Below are 20,180 nucleotides of genomic sequence, written 5' to 3' on the forward strand. Positions count from 1 at the left end.
GACCAGTAGTGCGCAGAGTGAAACCCCGGCGATCCGCCGCATCGATCCCCCGTAGATGTGTTCAAGCCCCGTGGAACTGCGAGGGCCCCGCGGTCATGTCCCCCGACCGCGGGACCTCTCACGCGCGCACGCCGATACCGGCGAGGCGCCCTCGGCCACCGCTCCCCAGCGGCGGCCGGTCACTCGTCGTCTTTGCCGCCGCTCGGCTTCATCGACTCGTAGATCTCCTTGCACTCCGGGCAGACCGGGAACTTCTTCGGGTCCCGGTTCGGCACCCAGACCTTGCCGCACAGCGCGATCACGGGCGTGCCGCTCACCGCGCTCTCGGTGATCTTCGCCTTCTTCACATAGTGCGCGAACCGCTCATGGTCGCCGTCACCGTGCGAGAGGTCCGGCCGCACATCTGTCTGGGTGTCGCCGTCGGGCAGGATCTTCGTACTCACGTGCTTCACCTTAGTTCAGCGTCGGGTCCTCGGGGAACGTGGAGACGAACGCCAGATCGCCGCCCTGCCTGCGCAGAACCTGCCGCCACAGCCCGTCCGGGTCGGCGGCGAACACATCGCCCGCCTCGGCCGGCACCAGGTACCAGGAGCCGTCCTCGATCTCCCCGCGCAGCTGCCCCGCCGACCAGCCGGCGTAGCCCGCGAACACCCGGAACTGCAGCAGCTCGGCGGCCAGCAGGCCGGGCGGGGCCTCCAGGTCGACCAGGCCGACCCTGGCCACCTCCGTGCCGCCGTCCAGGGCGCGCCAGCCGAGCGGCTCGTCCTCGCCGGGCAGGCGGGCCAGGGCGAGCGCGTTCTCCAGCGCGACCGGGCCGCCCTGGAACACGACCGCCGGGCCGGTGACGAGCTCGGCCCACGGCGGCAGGACGCGGTCGACCGGCACCTCGGTCGGCCGGTTGAGGACAACGCCGAGCGTTCCGCCCTCCATGTCGTGCTCGACCAGCAGGACGACGCTCCGCCGGAAATTCGGATCCTCCAGCTGAGGGGTCGCCACCAGCAGGAGCCCCACCCTGATGCCGTCTTCCATGGGTTCCATCATGCGTTGCGCGGACCTCCGGCGGCACGTCCCAGGGCTCGTTAGCCTGTTACGCATTCCTATCGATGGGGATATCGGCACCACAAGAACCTAGGTTGACAATGATCTAGGATCATCGGCCACCCGCGCGGCACCCGCCGGCGGGCCGGGGAGGACAGCGATGCAGTTGCCCAGGGTCGTCATCGCCGCCGTGTTCTTCGTGATCGGAGCGTTGCTCGCGGTCCCGGCGCTGATCAACTGGGTGTCGCCGGACACGGAGCCCGCCGCGTCCGCCACCACCTCCAGCCCGTCCCCGAACGGCTCCTCCACCGCGCTGGCGGTGACGGCCACCATCGGGGGCGTGTCGTGCCCGGCCCGGACGCTGACCGTCACCGTCCGCAACACCAGCGGCAAGACCATCGACTTCGCGATCGAGAAGGACGACGACACCGCCGCGATCCCCGGCCAGATCCGGCCGGACTCGACCCGGACGATCGCCGTCAAGCTCCGCGAGGACCGCCGCACCCGCATCACGGTCAACTGGGCCAACAAGCGGATCGTGGCCAAGAGCGTCAAGGCGAACTGCGAGAAGGCCAGCGGCGGCGGGGGCGGAACGACGCCGACGCCGACGCCGACGAAGACCCCGCCGGACGACCTCCCGCACACCGGCCCCGACGACGTCGTGTGGGCGCGCGCCGCGACCGGCGTCGGCATCATCCTCACCGGCGCGATCATCTTCTGGTACGGCGGGATCTGGCCGCGCCGCCGCGAGCAGGTCTTCTCGAAGAAGAACACCTAGCCGCCGGGCCCGTCAGGCCTCGGTGCGGGGCCGGCCGCCGGCGGCCTCGCGGACGGCGCCCGCCACGCGGGTGCTGACGTCCGGGTGGAACACGCTCGGGACGATGTAGTTCGGGCCCAGCTCGTCCGGCGTCACGACCTCCGCGAGCGCCTTGGCCGCGGCGGCGAGCATCTCCAGGGTGACGCCGTCGGCCTGCGCGTCCAGCAGGCCGCGGAACACGCCCGGGAACGCCAGCACGTTGTTGATCTGGTTGGGGTAGTCGCTGCGGCCGGTCGCGACGACGGCGGCGTGCTCGCGGGCCTCGTCCGGCGACACCTCGGGCTCGGGGTTGGCGAGCGCGAACACGATCGCGTCGTCGTTCATCGTCGCGATGTCGTCGCCGGTCAGGATGGCGGGGGCGGACACGCCGACGAACACGTCGGCGTCCTTCACGGCGCCGCGCAGGTCGCCCGCGTAGCCGGCGGCGTTGGTGTGGGTCGCGATCCAGCGGAGCGAGTCGTCGAGGTCGTCGCGGCCCGCGTGGACGGCGCCGCGGTAGTCGCAGACGACGAGGTCGCGGGCGCCCGCGTGGATCAGCAGCTTCAGGATCGCGCTGCCCGCCGCGCCCGCGCCCGCCATCGTGATCCGGACGGAGCCGATGTCCTTGCCGACGACGCGCAGCGCGTTCGTCAGCGCGGCGAGCACGCAGATCGCGGTGCCGTGCTGGTCGTCGTGGAAGACGGGGATGTCGAGCAGCTCGCGCAGCCGGGCCTCGACCTCGAAGCAGCGCGGCGCCGAGATGTCCTCCAGGTTGATGCCGCCGAACGCGGGCGCGATGATCTGGACCGTCCGGACGATCTCGTCGGTGTCCTGGGTGTCGAGGCAGATCGGCCAGGCGTCGATCCCGGCGAACCGCTTGAACAGCGCCGCCTTGCCCTCCATGACGGGCAGCGCGGCCTCCGGGCCGATGTTGCCGAGGCCGAGCACCGCGGAGCCGTCCGACACGACCGCGACGCTGTTGCGCTTGATCGTCAGCCGCCGGACGTCCTCGGGGTTGCGGGCGATCGCGAGGGAGACGCGGGCGACGCCGGGCGTGTAGGCCATGGACAGCTCATCGCGGTTGCGCAGCGGCACCTTGGACTGCATCTCGATCTTGCCGCCGAGGTGCATCAGGAACGTCCGGTCGCTGACCTTGTGGATCTTGACGGCGTCGATCTGCTCCAGCGCCGCGGCGAGCGACTCGGCGTGCTGGGTGTCGCGGGTCGCGATCGTGACGTCGATGCGGAGCGTCTCGTGCCCGGCGGTGTTGACGTCGAGGGCGGTGACGATGCCGCCGGCGTTCTCCACGACGTGGGTGATCTGGCTGACGGCCCGGCCGCCCGCCGGCACTTCGAGCCGGACGGTGATGGAGTACGACACGCTCGGCACGCTCGCCACGACAACTGCTCCCTCTGCTCCGGATGGGGGCCGCGGCCCGGCCTGGCCGACCGGCCGACGGGCTCAGAACGCCCGCGCCGCCTGGGCGATGAGGTCGGCGGTCGCGGACGCGGGGAACCTCGTGGCGTCGATCACGAGGTGGTAGAGCCGTGGATCGGCGGGGTCGGCCCCGTAGAAGTGCTTCACGTAGGCCGTCCGGGCGCGGTCATTGGCTTCGAGCATACGCTCAACATCGCGGTCCGGAGGCCCGGTCGCGGGGATGGCGTCCGTCATGGCGCGGGCCAGGCGGCGCTCCCTCGGACCGTCCAGCCGGACGTGGAGCGCGTCCTCCCTACCGGCCAGCACGACCGCCGCCGCCCGGCCCAGCAGGACGGCCCCGCCCCGATCGGCCGTGCGGATCAGGACCCGCTCGGTGTGCTCGACGAACTCCTCCGGCGGGACGAACCCGTGATCGGGGATGTAGACGTCCATGCCGAGCGCGACCGTGGGCAGCCGCGCCGCCCCCGCGAGGATCCGGCCGATGCCGCTCTCGGCGCGGCCGTCGTGGGCGAGCGCCTCCTCCAGCGTGCAGCCGATCTCCCCGGCGACGAGCTCGGGGATGGCGCGGTCGACGAAGCGCAGCCCGAGCCGGTCCGCCACGGCGGGGCCGATGCTCGAACCACCCGCCCCGTACGTGGCGGAGATCGTCACCACGCGCGCGCTCACACCCCGTCCATGCCCGCCGGGGGCATGGACGGAACGCACCGATCGGAACCGAACGCGCTGGTCAGAACAGGGCGGACTGGAGGGAACGGCGGGCCTTGGCGACGCGCGGGTCGTCGGGCGGCAGGACCTCGAACAGCGCCAGGAGGTGCTTGCGCGCCGCGTCGCGGTCGTCGCCCGCGCTCGTCCTGACCGCCGTCACCAGCCGCTCGAAGGCCTGCTCGGGCCGTCCGGACACCATCTCCACGTCGGCCGCGCCGATCTGCGTCTGCACGTCGCCCGGCTTCTCCGCGGCCTCCCGGAGGACGCGCTCGGCGTCGTCGAGCGACCGCACCCGGATGCTCACCTCGACCGCCGCGAGCCCCTGCTTGGCCTGGGCGTCGCGCGGGTCGGCCGCGAGGATCCGCTCGAACGCGGACTTGGCGCCGTCCAGATCGCCGTTGTGGAAGGCGACCTGCGCCTCCTGGTACAGCGGGTCGGCGGCGGGCTGCTCCTCCCCCGCGACCGCGGCGGGCTCCTGCTCGCCCTCGGGGGCGTCCGGGAGGATGCCCTCCTTGCGCAGCGCCTCGAAGAGCTGGTCGATGGCCTGGCGCACCTGCGCCTCTGGAGCCGCGCCGTTCAGGAACGGCAGCAGCTGCCCGGCGACGACCGCCGCGACGAACGGGATGCCGCGCACGCCCATCTGCTGCATGTACGCGCCGAGCTGCGGGTTGGCGTCGATGTCGACCTTGGCGAGGATCCACGCGCCGGCCGCCTCGGCGGCGAGCTTCTCCAGGATCGGCGAGAGCTGCTTGCACGGCCCGCACCACTCGGCCCAGAAGTCCACGAGGATGGGGACGGACTGAGACCGCTCCACGACCTCGGTGTTGAAGGTCTGGTCGGTCACGTCCACGACGTACTGCCCGGCGCCCCCGCCCGCATCCGCGGACGCGCCTCCTCCCTGGGCCCGGCGTTCCTGCTGCTTCCTTGAGGCCGCCTGGCGCGCCCCCAGGTCGATGGCCCCGTGCAACGAAAAGTCCCGAGAAGACATGGGTCCATCCTGCCCCATGACCGCCGGTGGCTGCGCGTCCGTCCGCTCGAAGCGGAGCGCTCCGCGCGTCCGAGACACCCGCCCCATCCCGATCCAGAGTGCAATTCGGCAATTGTCCGGCTTTTTCTAATTCTCACCTTCGGTGCGGCGGGCAAAGAATCCAGGAGTACCGCCGTAAAGGCAAAAAGATTGCTGACAGCCATCACCAAGCCCGGTTATAGTCACCGTGTCGATGCATCGCGGCACGGCTAAAGCGACCGGCGCACCGGGCCCGCCGAACGGCGGAGGCCCGGTCGGGCGGACGGCGCGTGGCAGGTTGGGGGACCGAGGCCACCGGCGCACCCGCCGCACCGGTTCGCAGGCCGGCGCCGCGACCGCATGACAAGCTATGGGGGGAATCTTGTGATCGCGGAGCATTCCGTGATCGTGGCCCGAGGAATGGGTGTCCGCCGCGGGGGGCGGTGGCTCCTGCGCCCGGTGACCTTCGGCGTTCCCGAAGGCGTGGTCGGCCTGGCCGGTCCACCTGGTGCCGGTAAATCCACTCTGCTGGCCACGTTCGCGACCTTGCGCAGGCCTAATGCCGGTGCGCTGCACATTCTCGGACACGACATCACCAACGCCACCGCCCTGCGCGCCGCGCGGGCCGGCATCGGCTACCTGCCGGCGCGGTTCGCCCGCGCCGAGCACATGACCGCGGGCGAGTTCGTCGAGTACGCGGCCTACTACAAGCGGACGAGCGCGTCCACCGCGCGCTCCACGATGCGGCGGCTCGACCTCGCCGAGGCCGCCGGCACCGAGCTCGCGCTGCTGCCGGCCGACGTCCGCCTCCGCGCCGGGCTCGCGGCCGCCTGCGTCCACGAGCCGGCCGTCGTCCTGCTGGACGATCCGTTCGGCGACCTGTGCGCCGCCGCCGAGCCCTGGCCCACCGGCGCCGCCGGTCCTGGACGCCACGCGCTCACCGCCGCCATGGCCGAGCTCATCCCCGTCCTCCGCGCCCTCGCCCCGACGGTGGTGATCACCGCCGACGCGCCGGAGACGCTCGACGGCTGGTGCGACCGGCTGTTCACGCTCGCCCGCGGCAGGCTGACCGAGCAGCCCACCCACTCGGCCGCCGCCCGCCGCGGCCGCACCCCCGCCGACCGCCGCGTCCTCGGCGCCACCGCGCACGACGGCACCGCGCACGACGGCCCGAGGCTCGACGGCGCCGGTGCCGGCGGCACGGCACCGGAGGCGGCGCCGCGGAAGCGGAGCGGCGCGGGCCACCGCCGTCCCGCGCGGCTGTCGCTGCCCCGGCCGGCGCTGCCACAGCTGTCCCTGCCGCAGCTGCCGCTGCCGCAGCTGGCGAGGCCGCGGGCGAGGCGGCCGCCCGCCGGGAGCGCCTCCGGTGTCTGACCTGGGGCGGGTGCTCCGGCTGGACGCCCGTCGCACGGCACTGCTGGTCGCGGTGCCCGTGCTGACCGCGGTCGGAACGACGGCGGCCGCGCTGTCGCTGTCCCCCGCGGTCGCCTACTGGGACAACACCGTCGTCGCGCTGCTCAACGCGGTCCGCTACCTGAGCCCCGTCGCCGCGGGCCTGGCCGCCTGGACGGCGGTACGGGAACGTCCGCTCGACTATCTGCGCGACCTCACCGCCCGCTCGCCCGCCACGGGCGCGCTGTTCGATCTGCTGCTGCTGTCCGCCGCCGCACTGGCCTCCTACGTCGCGGTGACGCTGGTGGTCACCGTCATCACCCTCGTGCAGGCGGGGTCGGGGAACCCCAACCCGCTGGGCGTGCTCTCGGGAGCGGCGTCGCTCGTGCTGCACGTCGTCGCGGGCTACCTGACCGGGCGGGTCGTCCCGCATCGCGCCACCGCGGCCCTGGTCGTCGCCGTGACGTCGGTGTGGGCGGCGGCACGCGTCCCCGGCGTGTCGTGGTGGAGCCTGCTTCCCCCGGCCGCGTTCGACAACCTGGCCCTGTTCACCACGCTGCGTCCCGGGGTGCTCGCCGGCCAGGTCACCTGGGCGGCCGGGCTGACCGCCGCGCTGATCCTCGGCTACGTGCTGTGGGCGACGCGGCGGTTCTGGATCGTGCTGCCGCTGCTCATGGCGCTGGCCGCGACGGTCACCGCCACGCTCGGCCTGCACCGCTCCGGCGGCGGGACGGCGGCGCCCGTGTCGGCCGAGCCGGTGTGCCGCGAGTGGCCGCTGACCGTGTGCGTCCACCCCGCGCTGCGGGACGCGCTGCCCCGGCTGATGGCGGCGGCCACCCCGCTTGCCGCCCGGCTCAACGGGACGCCCGGCGCGTTCACCACGGTCGAGCAGCGTCCGGCGTGGGCGCCGATCGCGGTCACGGACGGCGTCGCCACCGTCCACCTCGACGAGCGGCTGTCGCCCGGGTACGCGGCGCGGGCCGTCCGGCAGATCAGCGAGAGCCTCAAGGACACCCGCACCTGCGCGGGCCCGCCGAACGGCTACCGCGCGATGGTCGACGCCTGGCTCCTCGGCGACGACTCCCCCACCATCCCCGACGCCCGCGCCGCGCGCCGGTTCGCGTCCTGGAGCGAGGCCCGGCGCCGTACCTGGCTGCGCCTGCACTTCGCCGCCTACCGGTCGTGCGCGCTCGGCCCGGCCGACTTCCGGGCGACCGACACCCGCACCGTCCAGCACCCGCAGCGGCCGGGGCGGGCCGCGGCCGATTCGAGCGCCGCCGTCCCGAAACGCAAGACCCCGGGACGCCCGGGCACCGCAGGCAACGCCGGGCGCGCCGGGCACGGCGGCGGAGTGCGCCCGGAACCCGGCGAAGGACGCGGCAGGCACAACCAGGCACGCGGAAACTGACGGAACGGGCCGCCGCGCCCCGGACCAGCGCGCCCGCGTCTCTCACACCGACCTAACCGTCTCGCCAGATACGGGACGGTCCAGGTGGGAACGTCCGGTACATGGCTCGCTCGGAACCGAAGAACGACACGCCCCGCAGGTCCTTCTCCGTTCTGCCCCGGCGCGGGCTCCTCGCCCCCGCGCTGCTCGTCGTCGTGACCGTCGCGGTCTTGCTGCTGGCCCAGCAGGCCCTGCGCGGCCTCCCCGGCTGGCTGAACCCCTTCGCGGAGGAGACGAAGGACCGCAGCGGGCCCGTCCTGCTGCAGTCGATGCGCGACCTGCACCGCTACGAAGCGGCGAGCGGCAACTTCCAGGTCATCGTCGATCTGGAGAAGGACGCCAAGTTCCTGCCGGACGGCCTGCGCGGCCAGCGCACCCTGTTCGTCGGGAACGGCTCCGTCGACGCCTACGTGGACTTCTCGAAGCTGGGCTCGGGCGCCGTCAAGGTGAACGCCGACCGGACGTCCGCCACCATCACGCTGCCGCCCGCCCAGCTGGAGAAGACCAACCTGGACACCAAGCACAGCTACGTCCACGCCACCGAACGCGGGCTGTTCAACCGGCTCGGCGACTTCTTCAGCAGCAACCCGAACGACCAGCAGCAGCTCTACGTGCTGGCGTCCCAGAAGATCCAGACGGCCGCCGCGCGGAGCGGCCTGAAGGAACGCGCCGACGCCAACACCAGGACGATGCTGGAGAACATGCTCAAGGCCCTCGGCTTCACGACCGTCACCATCACCCCCTCATCCCAGTAAGGGGATGGGGCAGGGTCAGCAGAGCACGTTCTCGATCGTCGCCCTGGCGGCCATCCCCTGCCGTTCGGCGGGCTCCCCGGCGAGCTGGCTCGCCATCGCGACGGTGACGGCCCGGCCGCCGCCCGCGCGGACGCCTTCGCGGATCTTGTAGCCGAGCATGTCGCCGCCGTGCGCCCAGTAACCCGCGCGGTCGCAGCGCAGCGGGTACCAGAACAGGCCGAGCCCGTACCGTGAACCCTCGTACGGGCCGTCCCACCCGGTCGGGACGGTCCGCTGCATCTGGGCGAGCAGCGGCGCCGGGACCAGCCGTCCGCCGATCAGCGCGCGGAAGAACCGGTTGTTGTCCCGCAGCGTGGTGATCATCGAGCCGGACGCGTCCGCCACGCTCGGGTCCAGCAGCGTCACGTCGGTCAGCGGCGCGTCCGAGCGTCCGTACTGGTGGTAGCCGCGGACGAACGGGCGGCGCAGCGTGGCGCGGTTCCCCGGGACGTAGGTGCCGTGAAGCCGGAGCGGCCGGATGACGCGGTCGCCGACCTCGTCCGCCCAGTCCTTGCCGGTCGCCCTTTTGATGATCATGCCGAGCAGGACGTAGCCGGTGTTCGTGTAGTTCCATTTCGGCGTCCCGCCGGGGTGGGTGTCGCCGGGCTGGAAGTCGGGCTCGTGCTCAAGCGCCAGGGCGACGAGCCGTTCGGGCGTGTAGCCGTCGAAGCGGTGCTCGCGGTAGTAGTCGGCGCTCTCCAGCAGCGGGATGTCCAGCAGGTAGTTGTGCAGGCCGCTGGTGTGCTGGAGCAGGTGGCGGATCGTGATCTTCCGCCCGTCGTTGCCGTTGCCGCGGACGAGTCCGGGCAGCCATCGGTCCACCGTGTCGTCGAGGCCGAGCCGCCCCTCGCCGGCGAGCTGGAGCACGACGGTCGCGACGTAGGTCTTGGTGATGCTGGCGGCGCGGAAATGGGCGCCGGGCGGGACGGGCCGTCCGGTCCGCAGGTCGGCGACGCCGGCGCGCGCGGTGATCCGTCCCTCCGGGGTGTCCGCCTCCGCGAGCACTCCGGTGATGCCGAGGCGGTGGAGCCCCTCGACATCGCGGCGCAGCCGGTCCCCGGCGTGCCCGGCGGCGGCCGACACGGGCGCCGCGGAAGCGACCGCCACCCCTGCGGTGAGGAGCAGGGTCCCGGTCACGGCCAGTGGGCCGGGCCTCGTCCGCGCACGTGCGGCGTCCGAGTGCATCGCCGTCTCCTCCAGCCGTCATCGTCCGGTGCGGTCCGTCGAGGCTAAAGATCATCAACGGGCCGCCGCGATGCGGCTGGCCGGTGGGATGGGACTGGTGCCAGCCCCACCCCGACTCGTGCTCAGGCGGTGGGGACGCGGAGGATGAGGGCGTCGCCCTGGCCGCCGCCGCCGCACAGGCCCGCGGCGCCGACGCCGCCGCCGCGCCGCTTCAGCTCGTAGGCCAGGTGCAGGACGATGCGGGCGCCGGACATGCCGACCGGGTGGCCGAGCGCGATGGCGCCGCCGTTGACGTTGACCTTCTCCGCGTCGACGCCGAGGTCGCGCATCGACTGGACGCCGACCGACGCGAACGCCTCGTTGATCTCGATGAGGTCGAGGTCGGCCACGCTCAGGCCCTCCTTGCCGAGGGCGTGCTTGATCGCGTTGGACGGCTGGGACTGCAGCGAGTTGTCCGGCCCGGCGACGTTGCCGTGCGCGCCGATCTCGGCGAGCCAGGTGAGCCCCAGCTCCTCGGCCTTGGCCTTGGACATCACGACGACGGCCGCGGCGCCGTCGGAGATCTGCGAGGACGAGCCCGCGGTGATCGTCCCGTCCTTGCTGAACGCGGGACGCAGCCTGCCGAGCGATTCGGCGGTGGTGTCGCCGCGCACGCCCTCGTCCGTGGCGAACACGACCGGCTCCCCACGCCGCTGCGGGATCTCGACCGGGGCGATCTCCTCGTCGAAGACGCCGTTCTTGATGGCGGCGGCCGCGCGCTGGTGGGAGCGGGCGGAGAACTCGTCCTGCTCCTCGCGGGAGATGTTCAGCTTCGCGTTGTGGCGCTCGGTCGACTCGCCCATGGAGAGGCCGTCGAAGGCGTCGGTGAGCGAGTCGTAGGCCATGTGGTCGAGGACCTCGACGGAGCCGTACTTGTAGCCGCCGCGCGACTTCGGCAGCAGGTGCGGCGCCTGGGTCATCGACTCCATGCCGCCCGCGACGACGATGTCGAACTCGCCCGCCCGGATCAGCTGGTCGGCGAGGGCGATCGCGTCCAGCCCGGACAGGCACACCTTGTTGATCGTGACGGACGGGACGCTCATCGGGATGCCCGCCTTGACCGCCGCCTGCCGGGACGGGATCTGCCCGGCGCCCGCCTGCAGGACCTGGCCGAGGATCACGTACTGCACCTGATCTCCGGTCACGCCCGCCCGCGCCAGCGCCGCCTTGATCGCGTGCGCGCCGAGGTCGGCGGCGGAGAAGTCCTTCAGCGAGCCCATCAGACGCCCAACGGGGGTACGCGCGCCGGCGACGATCACGGACATTTAGGGGCCTCCAAGGGGTGCGTCAGCGACGTTTGCCACGATACCCAGGAGGAGACCGATCGGTTCCGTTCGGCCCCGCCTGGCCGCCGTAGTAGGGAGAACGCCCGTGCTGACCCGTATCGACCACATCGGCATCGCCTGTCACGACCTTGAGGCGACCGTCGAGTTCTACAAGGCGACCTATGGCTTCACCGACGCGCACTTCGAGGTGAACGAGGAGCAGGGCGTCCGGGAGTGCATGCTCAAGATCAACGACACCGGGGACGGGGCGGCGAGCTACCTGCAGCTGATCCAGCCGATCCGGGACGACTCCGCGGTCGCCAAGTGGATGGCGAAGAACGGCGAGGGCGTGCACCACATCGCGTTCGGGACGGACGGGACCGTCGCCGGCGAGGCCGCCGGCATCGCGGGCAAGGGCGTCCGCGTCCTGTACGACGCGCCGCGCAACGGATCCATGGGATCCTTGATCAACTTTTTGCACCCGAAGGACTGCCACGGCGTCCTGACCGAGCTCGTGCAGAAGCGCCGCGACCCCGAATGATCTTGCGGGCGGTGCCCGCGGGACGCCCGGAGCCGCGCTCCCACAGGCCCTGTGGCACCGCCGCCCCGGAGCGCGACCGGATCGTGACGTGTTCGATATCACGGCGCCGGACGGCCCGACCCCGACCGCCGCTCTGTGACTGTTCAGACACATTTGGTGTATTTGTGGGCTCGGTACCTGCGGACTCTCGGCCCCGGTGAGGTCGATCACAAAGCGGACAAACCACGCAGCGTGTCAAGATGAACCCCCAACACGGCAGTGTCGGGAGTAGGCTTCATTCGCCGGAAGAGGTCTGGGGCACAGAGCCCGTCATGCGAGCCAGTCATGCCGTCATGCCAGGCGATCAACCGGTCCCCGGAACCACTGGTAGCCCCGTCACATCCAGGATTGAGCCACATGCAGTCCGACATCGACGCCCAGCTCAGCAACTTCTTCGAAGACACGCCCCCACGCGAGTTCGACGTGGTGCTCCGCGGCTACGACCGGCACCAGGTCGACGAGCACATCAAATCGCTCGACAACGAAGTCCGGCAGACCCGCGAGCAGACCCAGGCCCTGCAGCGGGAACTGTCGGACGCGCACCGTCAGCTGCAGGAGCAGGAACGTCCGACCTACTCCGGGCTCGGCGCCCGCATCGAGCAGCTGCTCCGGCTGGCCGAGGAGCAGGCCACCGAGCTCGTGCAGGCCGCCAGGTCCGAGGCGAACGAGATCAAGGCCGCGGCCAAGGTCGACGCCGCCGAGCAGCGCGCCAACGCCGAGAACGACGCGGCCGAACTGCGCGCCAACGCCCAGCGCGAGGGCGACGACATGCGCGGTGCCGCCGAACGCGAGGCCGAGGAGGTGCGCACGTCGGCCCGCCGTGAGGCCGACGAGCTGACCTCCACGACCGAGCGCGAGGTCGCCAAGCTGCGCGCCACCGCCGACCACGAGGTCGCCGAGAAGCGCGCCGGTGCCGAGCGTGAGATCGCGAAGCTGCGGACCACGACCGAGCGCGAGGTCGCGCAGCTGCGCGCGTCCACCAAGCGCGAGCGGGACGAGATCCTCACCACCGCCAAGCGGCAGGCCGACGAGATGCGGGCCCAGGCCCAGCGCATCCTGGAGGAGAGCGAGGCCCAGCGCGCCCAGGCGGAGGCGGAGTTCGAGATCCAGCTGGCCGCCCGCCGCGAGGAGGCCGACCGGCAGGACGCGGAGCGCCACTCCGCGGCCCAGCAGGCCACGCAGAAGCTCGTCGCCGAGGCGGAGCAGCGCGCCGCGTCCGCCGAGCAGCGGGCCGCGAAGGCGACCCAGCAGGCCGAGCAGACCCGGCGCGAGGCCGACTCGCACGCCAAGCAGCTCATGGCCAACGCCCGCAAGAACTCCGACAACGTGATCGCCGAGGCCAAGTCGCAGGCCGAGCAGCTGCTCGCCGAGACCAAGGCCGAGGCCGACCGCGTCCGGACGGCGGCGCAGCGGCAGGTCGACGAGCTCACCCGGCAGCGCGACAGCATCACCAGCCACCTCAACCAGCTGCGCCAGCTCATCGGCGGTGTCGCGCCGACGATGGGCGGCGACGCCGAGCTGGCCGCGCCCCCGGAGAAGGCCGCGATCCCCGCGGCCGAGCCCAAGCCGGCCCCGGCGCAGCAGCAGCCGAAGCAGCAGCAGCCGGCCGCGAAGGGCGCGCCGGCCAAGCAGGGCCAGGCCAAGAAGTCCGACGAGGACGACGAGGACTGGTGGCAGGAGTGAGCCGGTTCACGACCGCGTGACGCGGTCGACGTGCGACGGAGAGCCTAGAGGCCGGAAACGCCTCTAGGCTTTCCTATGTCTTACCTCGTGGTCGCTCGATCCGGATCCCGTCGCGGGCCGGGCGGGCGACCGCGGCCGGAGGGAAAGAGGAGAGCGGTGCCCGACCAGAGCCCCCACGAGGACGGCGCGGAGACGACGCACGACGACGCGCGTCCGACCACCGGCGGCAAGGTCCCGGCACCCGCTCCGCCCGCCGACGACAACGACGAAGCGGCCGAGCCCGACGAGCCGACCCAGCCCGACGAGCCCGTCGCACGCGACGAGCGCGATGCGCGCGAGGAGCCGGGCGAATCGGCGGCCGAGGCGGGCGAGCCGGATGCGGAGGTCGTCGCGGCCAGCGGTGCGCTGAAGCCCGAGGAGATCGAGCAGCCCGTCGGCGAGCGTGACCCGGCCACCGGCGCCCCGGTCAATCTCCCGGCCCCGGTGGCGACGGCGGCGGGCGTCCAGGTGACGCCCGAGCCGGGTGCGCCCGACCCGGCGCACGACGTCGAGCAGCGCAGGCGCGAGGCGGGCGTCGACCACCGCTTCCCGTTCGGGCGGCCCGGCGAGCCGCTCGGCCGCGCGCACCCGTTCGTGTTCGGGTTCACCGCCGCGCTCGGCGTCATCACCGCGTGGCTGCTGGTGCAGGCCGCGTCCAACGCCAAGTCCGTGATCGTGATGATCGTGGTCGCGATGTTCCTCGCGGTCGGGCTCAACCCGGCGGTGGAGCGGCTGCGCAGGTTCGGGCTGCCGCGCGGCGCGGCGGTCGCGGCGGTGTTCCTGGTCGTGATCCTGTTCTTCGCCGGGTTCGTGGCCTCGCTCGTCCAGCCGGTGTCCGAGCAGGTCACCGAGCTGCGCAAGAACATCCCCGAGTACGTCGAGCAGTTGCAGGAGAACAAGACCCTCGCCAACTGGGACAAGCGGTACGGGCTGCTGGACCGTGCCGAGCAGACCGTCAAGGGCGACGACTTCCAGAAGAGCCTCACCGACATCGCCACCGGCATCGGCAAGGTCGCGGTCAGCGGCGTCTTCCAGACGATCACGATCCTGATCCTGACGCTGTACTTCATGAGCTCGCTGCCGCAGATCAAGACGTTCTTCTACAAGCTGGCGCCGCGGTCCCGAAGAGCCAGGGTCGCCTTGCTCGGCGACGAGATCCTCGACCGGATCGGCGGCTACGTGGCCGGGCAGTTCACGATCGCGTTCATAGCGGGCACCATCTCCTACATCTTCCTGTCGATCCTCGGGGTGAAGTACGCCCTGGCGCTGGCGCTGATCGTCGCGGTGACGGACCTGATCCCGCTGATCGGCGCCACGATCGGCGCGGTCGTCGTGTGCCTGGTCGCGTTCCTCACCGGGAACGTCACCGACCTGATCGTCTGCGCGATCTTCTACCTGATCTACCAGCAGCTGGAGAACTACGTGGTCTATCCGCGGGTGATGAAACGGACGGTCGATGTCCAGCCCGCGGTGACGATCGTGGCGGCGCTGGTCGGCGGGGCGCTGCTCGGCGTGGTCGGCGCGCTGCTGGCGATCCCGACCGCGGCGGCGATCTCGCTGCTGATCCGCGAGATCGTCGTGCCGCGCCAGGAGACGATGTAGCCCCTGGCGCCCGGGGTCAGCGGCTGGTCCGGGCCAGGGCGGCGGTGAACTCCGCCACGGCCTGGTTGAACAGGTCCGGCTGCTCGACGGCGCACAGGTGCCCGGCGCGCGGGATGACGAGCAGTTCCGCGTTCGGCGTCGCGTCCGCCATGGCGCGGGCCTCGTCCTCGGTGGCGAGGGTGTCCTCGTCCCCGATCATGACGAGCGCGGGGACGCGGAGTCCGCGCAGCGTGCCGAACGACTCGGGGCGTTCCGCCATGGCGCGCTGCGCCCACGCGGCGGCGCGCGGCGGCGTCGCCTGGACGAGCCCGCGGACGCGCCCGTAGACCAGCGCGCGCTGCTGGTAGGTCGTGGGCCCGACGAGCGCGGGCAGGACCTCGTCCACCAGGACCCTTGTGGTGGCGTCGCCCTCCAGCCGGCCCGCCTGGCGCAGCCGGTTCTCCCGGACGGGCCCGCTGTCGGCGGCGGCGCGGGTGGCGGCCAGCACCAGGCCGCGGACGAGGTCGGGATGCCGCCGGCACAGCGCCATCGCGACGTAGCCGCCCATGGACAGCCCGCCGACCACGGCCCGCCGGACGCCGAGCCGCCGGCAGAGCCGGGCGACGTCGTCGGCCATCGCGTCGAGCGACGGGTCGTCGTCGCCGAGCTGCGAGCCGCCGAAGCCGCGCAGGTCGGGCGTGATGACCCGGAACCGGTCGGCGAGACCCTCGCGCTGGGCGAGCCACATCGCCGAGGAGAGCGGGAACGCGTGCAGGAGGACGAGCGGCGTACCGGATCCGACGTCCCTGGCGTACAGCTGCACGGTCATGGCCGGTCCTCCCGGACGGCGTCGCCTCCACCATCGTTTACCCGCTATTGAGGAAACGTGACGGAAATGGCCGTGACCGGCCGCATGCTGTTATTTGTCTGATTCATCCCATTCGGTGGGCAGCGGTGCGGCGGCCGGGGCGACCCGCTTCACGATCTCGTTCAGCACGATGCGCACGTACGGCTCGCCCACCCACAGATGCTTGGCGTTGCCGACCCCGATCACCTCGGCCTGCGGGACGCGCTTGAACCGCTCCCGCGCCTCCGCCGGACGCAGGTAGTCGTCGAGCTCGGGGACGAGCGCCACGAGGGGCCGTCCGTCGGCGCCCCAGGCGTCCAGGTCGGCGTCGCCCGCGCGCTTCAGCGGCGGGGACAGCAGGATCGCGCCCTGGACCAGCGGGTCACGCCCCCACTTCAGGGCCAGCTCCGTCCCGAAGGACCAGCCGAGCAGCCACGGGCGCGGCAGATCGTGGTACTCGGTGTACTCCAGCGCCGCCGCCACGTCGAACCGCTCGGTCTCCCCCTCGCCGAACTCGCCCTGGCTCGTGCCGCGCGCGGACGTCGTCCCGCGCGTGTTGAACCGCAGCACCGCGAGGCCGGCGAGCGCGGGCAGCCGGTAGGACGCCTTGCGCAGCACGTGGCTGTCCATCATGCCCTCGGCCGTGGGCAGCGGGTGCAGGCAGACCAGCGTCGCCACCGGCGGCCGGTCGGCCGGCAGCGCCAGCTCCCCCACCAGCTCCAGCCCGTCGGAGGTGTGCAGCGTGATCTCCTCACGCCGCGCCGGCAGCACGGTGGCCGCCCTGATCTCAGCCATGGATCTCCTTAGTAGCGGGGCGCGTTGCGCGACCTCTGCACGCGGGGCGAACGCCGGGAGCGTGCCTGCCAGCAGGGCCGGTGCCAGTGCCGCCGGTACTCGCCGCCCTGGTCGTCGGCCCGCCAGGCGACGACGTGCCCGACGCCCGGCGGGATCTGCTGGTCGCATCCGGGGCACCGGTACGCCTTGCCCGCCCCGGTCCCGGGCACGGCCCGGACGATCCACTCCCCGTCCGGCGCGTCCTCGGTCTCCTGAGCCCACGAGCCGCCCCCGCCGCCTTTCTCAGGGCGGCCGGACACGGCTCGACGGTTCTTCCGGGGGCTCACTCTTCGAGGATATTCAGCGCAGCGGGCTGCCCGCGGTGGCGTGCTCCACAAGGAGCGGGGTCGGGGCGAGGGCGGGGTCACGGGTCTCGGCGTGCAGGGCTTGCAGGACGGTGACCGCACGGTCCAGGCCGAGACGGTCGAGGTCGGCGATCGGGCCGGTCGGGTAGCCGCAGCCGAGCGTCATCGCGGCGTCGATCGAGTCGGCGTCGGCGTATCCGGCGCCGAGCATGGCGGCGGCGTCGTTCAGGTACGGGAAGCGGAGCGCGTCCACGATGAACCCGGCGCGGTCGCGACAGCGGACGACGGTGAGGCCGAGGCGCCCGGCGAGGTCGGCGGCCCGGTCGGCGACGTCGGGCGCGGTGGCGACCGTGGCAGCGATCTCGGCTAGCGGGGCCGCTGCCGCCGGGTCTGGCAGGTGCAGGCCGACGACGTCGGCGGGACGTCCGGTCGCCATGGCCTGCCGGATCACCGAGCCGTCCACCGACGTCACGGCGAGCACCGTGCCCGGCTTGACGGCCTGGGCGGCGGCGGACAGCAGCGCCCGGCCGGCCTCGGCGTCCTCCGCGGCCTCGATGACCAGGTCGCAGCCGGCCAGCGCGGCGGCGGAGTCGCGGACCTGGGTGCCCGCCCGGTCGCAGAGGGCGGCGATCGCGTCCGCGAGCGGGCCGACGCCGACGATGCCGACGACCGGCCGCGGGCCGTCCGGGGCCTCCGGCGCGGGCTGTCCGGCGGCGCCGTCGTAGGTGTAGAAGCCGCGGCCGGTCTTGCGGCCGAGCAGCCCGGCGGTGACGAGCTCGCGCAGCAGCGGCGAGGCGGCGTGGCGGCGGTCGCGGGACTCGGCGTAGATCGCCTCCAGCACCTGGAGGCAGGTGTCGAGGCCGATCAGGTCCATGAGGGTGAACGGGCCCATCGGCAGCCCGGCGCCGGTCTTCATCGCGGTGTCGATGTCGTCGCGGGTGGCGTGCCCGGACTCCAGCATCGCCGCGGCCTGGTTCAGGTAGCCGAAGAGCAGCCGGTTCGCGACGAACCCGGCGCGGTCCCCGATCGTGACCGGGGTCTTGCCGAGGCCCTTGACCAGCTCGGCGACGCGGGTGACGGCGTCCGGCTCGGTCAGGACGGTCGCGATCACCTCGACGAGCTTCATCACCGGCGCCGGGTTGAAGAAGTGCACGCCGACGACCTTGGCGGGACGGCCGGTGCCCGCCGCGATGTCGGTTACCGGCAGCGAGGAGGTGTTCGTGGCGAGGACGGCGTCGTCGCGGCACACCCGGTCAAGCTCGGCGAACACCTTGCGCTTCAGGTCGAGCCGTTCCGGGACGGCCTCGATGACCAGGTCGCAGTCGCCCAGGTCGGCGAAGTCGGTCGAGAGCGTGACGCGGCCGAGGATCTCCTGCTGGGCCTCGGCGGTGAGGCGCCCGCGCTTGACGGCCCGTCCGGTCGAGGATTCCAGGTGCCCGCGCCCGCGTTCCAGCGCGTCCCGGTCCACCTCGACGCCGACGACGGCGAGGCCGCCGCGTGCCAGCACCTCCGCGATGCCCGCGCCCATCGTGCCCAGTCCGACGACCCCGACCCTGCTGAACGAACGACCAGTCATGGACGGCAGTCTCGCAGAGCGCGCAGGCGTCCACGATGCCGGGTACGACAGGGGACGTGCGCCTCGGACTCTTCCTTCTCGCGACCCGCTTCCCCGGCCAGGACGACGCCGCAGCCCTCTCCCGCACCGTGGAGGCGGCCATCGCCGCCGAACGGGCCGGGTTCGACGACGTGTGGTTCGCGGAACATCACTTCATGTCGTACGGGGTCGTCCCGTCCGGGACCGTCCTCGCCGGGCACGTCCTGGCCGCCACCGGACGCATCGACGTCGGGACGGCGGTCAGCGTGCTCTCCACCCAGCATCCGGTGGCCCTGGCCGAGCAGGCGGCGATGCTGTCGCTGCTGTCCGGCGGCCGGTTCCGGCTGGGCGTCGGACGCGGCGGCCCGTGGCGCGACCTGGAGGTCTTCGGCACCGGCCTCGACCGCTTCGAGCACGGGTTCGCCGAATCGCTGGACCTGCTGCTGGCCTGGCTGAAATCCGACAGGGTCGGATGGAGCGGGGAGCAGTTCAGCTTCCGCGAGGTGCCGGTCGTCCCGCGCGCGCCTGTGCCGCCGCCGGTGACGGTCGCGTGCATGTCCCCGGAGACCGAGGCGCTGGCCGCGGCGCGGGGCCTGCCGATGCTGCTGGGCATGCACGCCGGGCCGGACGAGAAGGCCGCGGCCGTCGCCCGCCACGGGCTGCCGGACGCCCCGCACATCTCCACCCATGTGGCGCAGGTCGCCGACACGCGCGAGGAGGCCGTCAAGACGGTCATGGCCGAGATGCCGCGCTGGCTGGCGCCCGGCCTGGAGGGATACGTCGCCGTGGACGACCGTCCGCGGCGGCCCCGCGACCCGGTCGGCTACACGCGGCTCATGTGCGAGCTCCATGCCGTGGGTTCGCCGGACGACTGCGTCGAGTCGCTCGTGACCACCGTCGAACGCACCGGCATCCGGCATCTGATCCTGATGGTCGAGGCGGCCGGGTCCAGGGAGGCCACGCTGGAGAACATCGCCCGGCTCGGCGCGGACGTCCTGCCGAGGGTCCGCTCCGGCGCTCCCGGATCCTGATCACGCGGCGCGTCCGGGTGTTGCCGCGCGACGCCCCCGGGCTGACGCGCGGCACGCCGGGAGCCGGCGGTCGGCGCGCCGGTGGACCCGGCGCGCCGAGGCCGGCGCGTCAGCAGTCGCGCAGTTCGGGCGACTGGTTGAGGATCTGCTCGCGGGGCGTCACGAACGTGCGGTAGGCGTCCGAGCCGCCGTCCGGGAAGACGGCGAGGCGGTGGCAGTTCTGGAAGGCCAGCCTGACACCGAAGTAGCGTTCCAGCGCGTCGCGCATCGAGTCGCTCGCCAGCATCCGGAGCAGCTGGCCGCGGGCCTGCTCGTCCGGCGGCGGCGTCTGGTTGTCGGCGAACTCGCCGCCGTCCACCTGCAGCCGGGCCACCAGGCCGCTGACCATGTCCCACGCGTACGGGAGGGACGTCTTGATGCATTCGACGAACTCCGCGTCGCCGACCTCACCCTGCTTCGCCGTCTCCAGGAGTTCCGGGGTCACGTCTAGGGACATTGCGGGGGTCCTTTCGTCGGATGCCACCGACGCTAATCACGCCACCGGAAGATTTCCAGGGTTGACAAAGGTTTTCATTCCGCTAT

General features: G+C 72.6%; 20 protein-coding genes. 8 read left to right on the forward strand and 12 right to left on the reverse strand.

The genetic code is table 11. The annotated features are described in order from the left end of the window. Window positions 1–179: 179 nt before the first annotated feature. Together ACH34S_RS02185 and ACH34S_RS02190 are read right to left on the reverse strand one after the other, a co-directional pair. Window positions 180–443 carry a DUF3039 domain-containing protein gene (locus ACH34S_RS02185; protein ID WP_395950643.1) on the reverse strand — a complete coding sequence of 88 codons (264 nt, stop codon included), beginning with the start codon at window positions 441–443 and terminating at the stop codon, window positions 180–182. Between the two features lie 10 nt (window positions 444–453). Continuing rightward, the gene (locus ACH34S_RS02190; protein WP_395950644.1) at window positions 454–1,029 is read right to left on the reverse strand and encodes a YqgE/AlgH family protein; all 576 of its coding nucleotides are present in this window, start codon (window positions 1,027–1,029) and stop codon (window positions 454–456) included. 169 nt (window positions 1,030–1,198) lie between these two features. Between ACH34S_RS02190 and ACH34S_RS02195 the strand changes: the two genes are divergently transcribed. After that, entirely contained in the window at window positions 1,199–1,816 is a 618-nt protein-coding gene (locus ACH34S_RS02195; protein ID WP_395950645.1) for a hypothetical protein, read from the forward strand. Between the two features lie 12 nt (window positions 1,817–1,828). Here ACH34S_RS02195 and ACH34S_RS02200 read toward each other — a convergent pair whose 3' ends face one another. The 3 genes from ACH34S_RS02200 to ACH34S_RS02210 all read right to left on the reverse strand — a co-directional run bounded on the left by ACH34S_RS02200 (window position 1,829) and on the right by ACH34S_RS02210 (window position 4,964). Beyond that, a complete protein-coding gene (locus tag ACH34S_RS02200; RefSeq protein WP_395950646.1) occupies window positions 1,829–3,232 on the reverse strand; it encodes an NAD-dependent malic enzyme in 1,404 nt (467 codons plus the stop codon). A 63-nt stretch (window positions 3,233–3,295) separates the two neighbouring features. Continuing rightward, the gene (locus tag ACH34S_RS02205) at window positions 3,296–3,937 is read right to left on the reverse strand and encodes an AAA family ATPase (protein WP_395950648.1); all 642 of its coding nucleotides are present in this window, start codon (window positions 3,935–3,937) and stop codon (window positions 3,296–3,298) included. A gap of 61 nt (window positions 3,938–3,998) precedes the next feature. Then, window positions 3,999–4,964: a tetratricopeptide repeat protein gene (locus tag ACH34S_RS02210; RefSeq protein ID WP_395950650.1), complete on the reverse strand. Its 966-nt coding sequence runs from the start codon at window positions 4,962–4,964 to the stop codon at window positions 3,999–4,001. Between the two features lie 438 nt (window positions 4,965–5,402). Between ACH34S_RS02210 and ACH34S_RS02215 the strand changes: the two genes are divergently transcribed. The 3 genes from ACH34S_RS02215 to ACH34S_RS02225 all read left to right on the forward strand — a co-directional run bounded on the left by ACH34S_RS02215 (window position 5,403) and on the right by ACH34S_RS02225 (window position 8,576). After that, entirely contained in the window at window positions 5,403–6,356 is a 954-nt protein-coding gene (locus ACH34S_RS02215; protein WP_395951422.1) for an ATP-binding cassette domain-containing protein, read from the forward strand. Next, window positions 6,349–7,782, forward strand: a complete 1,434-nt coding sequence (locus tag ACH34S_RS02220; RefSeq protein ID WP_395950651.1) for a hypothetical protein — start codon at window positions 6,349–6,351, stop codon at window positions 7,780–7,782. The genes ACH34S_RS02215 and ACH34S_RS02220 overlap by 8 nt, the downstream gene beginning before the upstream one ends. 101 nt (window positions 7,783–7,883) lie before the next feature. Next, window positions 7,884–8,576, forward strand: coding sequence for a DUF4230 domain-containing protein (locus ACH34S_RS02225; RefSeq protein WP_395950652.1), 693 nt, complete (start codon window positions 7,884–7,886; stop codon window positions 8,574–8,576). Window positions 8,577–8,591: 15 nt separating this feature from the next. Here the strand turns inward: ACH34S_RS02225 and ACH34S_RS02230 are convergent, their stop codons facing one another. Then, on the reverse strand, window positions 8,592–9,800 hold the full coding sequence (locus ACH34S_RS02230) for a serine hydrolase domain-containing protein (RefSeq protein ID WP_395950653.1): 1,209 nt from the start codon (window positions 9,798–9,800) through the stop codon (window positions 8,592–8,594). 122 nt (window positions 9,801–9,922) lie between these two features. Further along, on the reverse strand, window positions 9,923–11,104 hold the full coding sequence (locus ACH34S_RS02235; RefSeq protein WP_395950654.1) for an acetyl-CoA C-acetyltransferase: 1,182 nt from the start codon (window positions 11,102–11,104) through the stop codon (window positions 9,923–9,925). 106 nt (window positions 11,105–11,210) lie between these two features. Between ACH34S_RS02235 and mce the strand changes: the two genes are divergently transcribed. The 3 genes from mce (at window position 11,211) to ACH34S_RS02250 (ending at window position 15,008) form a co-directional block, all read left to right on the forward strand. Continuing rightward, entirely contained in the window at window positions 11,211–11,645 is a 435-nt protein-coding gene (gene mce / locus ACH34S_RS02240) for a methylmalonyl-CoA epimerase (protein WP_395950655.1), read from the forward strand. 396 nt (window positions 11,646–12,041) lie between these two features. Further along, window positions 12,042–13,367, forward strand: a complete 1,326-nt coding sequence (locus ACH34S_RS02245; protein ID WP_395950656.1) for a DivIVA domain-containing protein — start codon at window positions 12,042–12,044, stop codon at window positions 13,365–13,367. A gap of 156 nt (window positions 13,368–13,523) precedes the next feature. Beyond that, a complete protein-coding gene (locus tag ACH34S_RS02250) occupies window positions 13,524–15,008 on the forward strand; it encodes an AI-2E family transporter (protein ID WP_395950657.1) in 1,485 nt (494 codons plus the stop codon). Window positions 15,009–15,024: 16 nt separating this feature from the next. On the opposite strand, the gene ACH34S_RS02255 is transcribed toward ACH34S_RS02250, so the two are convergent. The 4 genes from ACH34S_RS02255 to ACH34S_RS02270 form a co-directional block, all read right to left on the reverse strand. Further along, window positions 15,025–15,816, reverse strand: coding sequence for an alpha/beta fold hydrolase (locus ACH34S_RS02255; protein WP_395950658.1), 792 nt, complete (start codon window positions 15,814–15,816; stop codon window positions 15,025–15,027). A 90-nt stretch (window positions 15,817–15,906) separates the two neighbouring features. Then, window positions 15,907–16,629, reverse strand: a complete 723-nt coding sequence (locus ACH34S_RS02260; RefSeq protein ID WP_395950659.1) for an alpha/beta hydrolase — start codon at window positions 16,627–16,629, stop codon at window positions 15,907–15,909. A gap of 8 nt (window positions 16,630–16,637) precedes the next feature. Further along, window positions 16,638–16,955 (reverse strand): ATP/GTP-binding protein, encoded by a 318-nt coding sequence (locus tag ACH34S_RS02265; RefSeq protein WP_395950660.1) that lies wholly within the window; start codon window positions 16,953–16,955, stop codon window positions 16,638–16,640. A gap of 13 nt (window positions 16,956–16,968) precedes the next feature. Next, on the reverse strand, window positions 16,969–18,549 hold the full coding sequence (locus ACH34S_RS02270) for a 3-hydroxyacyl-CoA dehydrogenase family protein (protein ID WP_395950661.1): 1,581 nt from the start codon (window positions 18,547–18,549) through the stop codon (window positions 16,969–16,971). A 56-nt stretch (window positions 18,550–18,605) separates the two neighbouring features. Here ACH34S_RS02270 and ACH34S_RS02275 point away from each other — a divergent pair, with 56 nt between their 5' ends. Then, entirely contained in the window at window positions 18,606–19,598 is a 993-nt protein-coding gene (locus ACH34S_RS02275) for an LLM class flavin-dependent oxidoreductase (protein WP_395950662.1), read from the forward strand. Between the two features lie 109 nt (window positions 19,599–19,707). Here ACH34S_RS02275 and ACH34S_RS02280 read toward each other — a convergent pair whose 3' ends face one another. Next, entirely contained in the window at window positions 19,708–20,094 is a 387-nt protein-coding gene (locus tag ACH34S_RS02280; protein ID WP_395950663.1) for an SCO5389 family protein, read from the reverse strand. Window positions 20,095–20,180: the final 86 nt, after the last annotated feature.

The sequence above is a fragment of the Actinomadura sp. 3N508 genome (assembly GCF_044326375.1).
GTDB lineage: Bacteria > Actinomycetota > Actinomycetes > Streptosporangiales > Streptosporangiaceae > Spirillospora.

Bases quoted from the DNA above. Each gene is read 5' to 3' on its own strand.
- ACH34S_RS02245 (WP_395950656.1), top strand. From the start codon at position 12,042: ATGCAGTCCGACATCGACGCCCAGCTCAGCAACTTCTTCGAAGACACG.
- ACH34S_RS02215 (WP_395951422.1), top strand. From the start codon at position 5,403: ATGGGTGTCCGCCGCGGGGGGCGGTGGCTCCTGCGCCCGGTGACCTTC.
- ACH34S_RS02280 (WP_395950663.1), bottom strand. From the start codon at position 20,094: ATGTCCCTAGACGTGACCCCGGAACTCCTGGAGACGGCGAAGCAGGGT.
- ACH34S_RS02210 (WP_395950650.1), bottom strand. From the start codon at position 4,964: ATGTCTTCTCGGGACTTTTCGTTGCACGGGGCCATCGACCTGGGGGCG.
- ACH34S_RS02230 (WP_395950653.1), bottom strand. From the start codon at position 9,800: ATGCACTCGGACGCCGCACGTGCGCGGACGAGGCCCGGCCCACTGGCC.
- ACH34S_RS02260 (WP_395950659.1), bottom strand. From the start codon at position 16,629: ATGGCTGAGATCAGGGCGGCCACCGTGCTGCCGGCGCGGCGTGAGGAG.
- ACH34S_RS02235 (WP_395950654.1), bottom strand. From the start codon at position 11,104: ATGTCCGTGATCGTCGCCGGCGCGCGTACCCCCGTTGGGCGTCTGATG.
- ACH34S_RS02195 (WP_395950645.1), top strand. From the start codon at position 1,199: ATGCAGTTGCCCAGGGTCGTCATCGCCGCCGTGTTCTTCGTGATCGGA.
- ACH34S_RS02270 (WP_395950661.1), bottom strand. From the start codon at position 18,549: ATGACTGGTCGTTCGTTCAGCAGGGTCGGGGTCGTCGGACTGGGCACG.
- ACH34S_RS02255 (WP_395950658.1), bottom strand. From the start codon at position 15,816: ATGACCGTGCAGCTGTACGCCAGGGACGTCGGATCCGGTACGCCGCTC.
- ACH34S_RS02225 (WP_395950652.1), top strand. From the start codon at position 7,884: ATGGCTCGCTCGGAACCGAAGAACGACACGCCCCGCAGGTCCTTCTCC.
- ACH34S_RS02190 (WP_395950644.1), bottom strand. From the start codon at position 1,029: ATGGAAGACGGCATCAGGGTGGGGCTCCTGCTGGTGGCGACCCCTCAG.